The sequence below is a fragment of the bacterium genome (assembly GCA_035527515.1).
In the GTDB taxonomy this organism is placed as follows: Bacteria; B130-G9; B130-G9; order B130-G9; family B130-G9; genus B130-G9.
In genome coordinates this window covers 1-3,110 of the sequence record DATLAJ010000039.1, presented here as the reverse complement: position 1 = coordinate 3,110, position 3,110 = coordinate 1, and the positions used below count along the sequence as shown (strand labels likewise).

Below are 3,110 nucleotides of genomic sequence, written 5' to 3'. Positions count from 1 at the left end.
TGGATGCGGCGATCGTTGATCCGATGGACAAACAGCTCATGGCGCTCGTCTATGCGACCGAGGCTCTTCTCGGCCGTGACGAGTTCTGCACGGAATACCTCTCCGCCGCCCGCGAAGGGAAGTTCGAGGTCTGACGCGAGTCAGGAGTTCGAGGTCGGAGCGCGGAGTGTGCAATGGGCGGCCTGGAATTCAGGCCGCCCATCCTTAATCCGCTTAGCAAAGCGACTGGGCGATCTTCACAGCCTCGTCGAGGCTGAGCCTGATGCCACCTAGTATGTAGCTCATACCGTCGGCTTCCCATGTAAGGGAGTTCTGCCCCATGTCTTCCTCGATCCACGCCGCCGGCTTGCCGTTGAGTGTAATGGCTCGGATCGGCGCATCGGTGCTCATCGTTATGCCCGTTACCACTGACTTTGATGTGATCCCTTGAGGCGACCTCGTAACCGGAACACTCTTGGTCCCAACTGGATTCTGTACAAGGACTATGTCGCCGGCTGTGAAGCTGGCATACCGGAGCAGCAGCGCCTCCGATGGTGTGACCAGCGCTTCGACAAGTAGATATCCAGGCGGCAGATATTCCGGCTGCTTGAACTCAGTGCTGGACACGGATTCCTGTGCCAGATCGAAGGAAGGATAATAGCGGACCGTGGGGTCCGCCCCTTCCGGCACATTGCCCCCAAATGCTGCGATGGGGGTCTGAACCAACCACATCCGCACATTCGTTGTGCTCGGGGGTGGCGTGCCCTGCGGCTGCATCGGGGCCTGTTTTACCGTCGTATGCTCCCCAACCACTAGACTGCGCACATAACTGTCCAAGTTCATGGCGGCTGCGGGCAATGTGCCCGGCCATATGAGAGGCAGCGCAACAACTGCAAAAAGAACAGCCAGCGCCGTGACCGCAGGCAGCGGCCTCCAGACGTAAGTTTGAAATGCTTTCATGACGGCCTCCTTCTGATTCTGTCGTCGTATTCTCTTCAGTTCCCGCGCGTCTATTCCATGGAGAAGACGGTTTCTGAGCGCCTGCCGAATCCGACTCTCGCCACTGAAGTCAGCGTCCGCCAACATGCGGGCAATGGCCCGCTTATCACATTCCTCTGCATCGGTCGGACCGGTCTTTCTGCCGCTCAGTATCTCGTCCAGTTCACGGCTGAAGCGGTCTGCCTGGTTTCTCTCGCTCATAGGTCTTCCTCCGTGCATAGTTCGATTCGCAATCGTCCTATCGCCCGAGACAGGATCACGGCCACATTGCTTTCCGTCAGCCCGCACAGTCGTGAGATAGAGCGATTGGTGAGTCTAGCGGCAAACTTCAGAGCGATTATCTCACGCTCTCGATCGCTCAGACTCGAAACAGCCGTCCGCAGGCGGTCAAGCGTCTCATTACGAATTGCGACGTCTTCGGGCTGAGGAGCATCGCTTGCCTGATCACGCAGCGCGTCCAGTGGCAGCCAGCGGTAACGCATTCGGCTGCGAAGATGGTCGGTAACTGCGTTCCGGGCGATAGCAAAAAGCCAATCGGCGAAAGGCGCCCGCTCCGGACGGTAGCCCTTGATCTTGATCAGGGCTTTCTCGAAGATCTGAGCAGTGATGTCGTCTGCCGCTTCGGCATCCCGGACATGATATCGGATATAGCTGAAAACGCGCGGGAAGTAATGGTCGTAGATGGCGGCAAAGGCGCTCGGCTCGGCCTTAGCCTGGGCGATCAATGCCTGCTCCTCCACCAATGCCATGACATTCATGTCCTCGGATACCTCCGTGCAAGACTCCTAGGTGTCTCCAGTATCAGGTACGCCCGGAGAGGGGAAGTATTACATTATATCTGACGCGCCCGGCGGCGTTTGGGATACAAGCGAACTGGAACAGTTTCATTAACGTCCAGAGTCGAACTGATGAAGGCACATGGGAATGATGAGAGTCGAACTCATCGGTCTGTCCATAATCGTGCTCCTTACCGTGATCCCGCTTGCGCTGTCCTTGCTTGCGCTCTTGGACTGGACGAAGGCTCGGCTCACTCACAGCCGGCGGCGATGGTGGATACTCCGGCTTGCCATCATTGCCGATATTGTCCTTGCCTTGTGTCTAGTTGACGGCTTTCTCTTAGAGCCCAGGATGCTCACCATTACCCGCATATCGGCAATCTCCCCCAAGGTTGCCTCTACCTTGAAGATCGTGCATGTGACGGACATACACTTCGAGATGAAGACCTCGCTGACGGAGAAGATTCTTGTAGCCATCAAACGTGAGAATCCTGACTTGATCTTCGTTACCGGGGACATCCATCAGCTTGGCAAGTATGATAAGAGCCAGTTCGGAGACTTCCTCTCGAGGCTTTGCTCTATTGCGCCTACCTACGGTGTCACCGGCTTCGATGATGAGCTTGCCCTCAACGAAGGATCATTCGGTAAGCTGCATCTGGTGAACGACTCGGGTGCCGCCCTGTCGATCCGAGGAACAGCAGTCCATATCAAGGGCTTACGAGCGTCAAAGCGACCTCAGGCGAATTCGTTGAGTCTTGTTCTGATGCATTCGCCGGATGGTATACCTAGAGCCGCGAGAGAACGCCGATTGGTGCTTTGCCGGCCATACCCACGGGGGACAAGTGCGTCTTCCATTCTGGGGCGCGATAGTGACAGCAGCCAGTACAGGCAAGCGATATGAGTATGGGCGGTATAGAATCGGGGAGACGAACGCCTTTGTATCTCGCGGCATCGGCCTTGAGCCACCCCCTGCTCCTCAGGTCCGATTTCTCTGCCCGCCGGAGATCGTAGTGCTTACCCTGAAAAGGTAGAGACTTGACCATGCTTGCGTGTTGAATTCCGCCGATGAACCTGGTATAATCTCCCTGGTGTGGGGCAGTGGCTCAGTTGGGAGAGCGCGTCCCTCGCACGGACGAGGTCAGGGGTTCGAATCCCCTCTGCTCCACCAACATTATTGAGACTTAATAGTCTCTTGTTGTTCATGATATTGAACCGCGCGCCACGCTCATATTTTGACGATGTGAGCGTGGTTCTGCTTCGTACGCCGCCTCGATAGGAGCAGGAAAATTGACTAAGATGCTGAAACCAGTAACATTATTGTGCGGTTTGGGAGCTACCCTTATTCTAACACTTTCA

General features: G+C 56.1%; 4 protein-coding genes and 1 tRNA gene. 3 read left to right on the top strand and 2 right to left on the bottom strand.

Going from position 1 to position 3,110, the window contains the following annotated elements; all coding sequences use genetic code 11:
- The coding region (locus VM163_02650) for a methyltetrahydrofolate cobalamin methyltransferase (protein HUT02773.1) at positions 1-134 on the top strand (134 nt) is incomplete at its 5' end.
- A 79-nt stretch (positions 135-213) separates the two neighbouring features.
- Here the strand turns inward: VM163_02650 and VM163_02645 are convergent.
- Both VM163_02645 and VM163_02640 read right to left on the bottom strand, forming a co-directional pair.
- Positions 214-1,179, bottom strand: coding sequence for a DUF4367 domain-containing protein (locus VM163_02645; GenBank protein HUT02772.1), 966 nt, complete (start codon positions 1,177-1,179; stop codon positions 214-216).
- Entirely contained in the window at positions 1,176-1,736 is a 561-nt protein-coding gene (locus VM163_02640) for a sigma-70 family RNA polymerase sigma factor (GenBank protein HUT02771.1), read from the bottom strand. The genes VM163_02645 and VM163_02640 overlap by 4 nt, the downstream gene beginning before the upstream one ends.
- Positions 1,737-1,902: 166 nt before the next feature.
- Here VM163_02640 and VM163_02635 point away from each other — a divergent pair, with 166 nt between their 5' ends.
- Both VM163_02635 and VM163_02630 read left to right on the top strand, forming a co-directional pair.
- Positions 1,903-2,655 carry a metallophosphoesterase gene (locus VM163_02635; protein HUT02770.1) on the top strand — a complete coding sequence of 251 codons (753 nt, stop codon included), beginning with the start codon at positions 1,903-1,905 and terminating at the stop codon, positions 2,653-2,655.
- Between the two features lie 191 nt (positions 2,656-2,846).
- Positions 2,847-2,922: transfer RNA gene (locus VM163_02630), tRNA-Ala, on the top strand.
- Positions 2,923-3,110 lie beyond the last annotated feature (188 nt).

What these genes read in the sequence shown, in the direction of transcription:
- VM163_02645 (HUT02772.1), bottom strand. Translation starts at nt 1,179, where the DNA reads ATGAGCGAGAGAAACCAGGCAGACCGCTTCAGCCGTGAACTGGACGAG.
- VM163_02635 (HUT02770.1), top strand. Translation starts at nt 1,903, where the DNA reads ATGATGAGAGTCGAACTCATCGGTCTGTCCATAATCGTGCTCCTTACC.
- VM163_02640 (HUT02771.1), bottom strand. Translation starts at nt 1,736, where the DNA reads ATGAATGTCATGGCATTGGTGGAGGAGCAGGCATTGATCGCCCAGGCT.